The sequence below is a fragment of the Streptomyces sp. URMC 126 genome, from assembly GCF_051386555.1.
Classification (GTDB): domain Bacteria; phylum Actinomycetota; class Actinomycetes; order Streptomycetales; family Streptomycetaceae; genus Streptomyces.
This window is the reverse complement of the sequence record NZ_JBPQTX010001148.1, coordinates 1-249: the sequence shown is the minus strand read 5'-3', so window position 1 is coordinate 249 and position 249 is coordinate 1. Positions and strand designations below refer to the sequence as shown.

Annotated in this window: 1 pseudogene; it reads right to left on the bottom strand. The window is 77.5% G+C overall.

Going from position 1 to position 249, the window contains the following annotated elements:
- Nucleotides 1–37 precede the first annotated feature (37 nt).
- Nucleotides 38–249: pseudogene (locus ACSNOK_RS35450) on the bottom strand (MerR family transcriptional regulator); the annotation flags it as partial.

Below are 249 nucleotides of genomic sequence, written 5' to 3'. Positions count from 1 at the left end.
GTCGACGGTCCCCGCCCTCTGGTCGGCGGCCGAGGTCTCACCCGCGTTCCCGGAGGTACGCCTCCAGTTCGGCGGCCCCGGTCAGCATCGCCCGCGAGCGGGCGGACAGCCGGCCGTGCCAGTCGCGCAGCACGGCCTCCAGCGGCTCCAGCCCGCCGGCCGCCCGCACCCGGTCGATCAGCGGGGCGATCTGCTCCAGCGGATGGCCGCCCCGCCTGAGCTGGTGGACCAGCCGGGCGTCCCGTACGG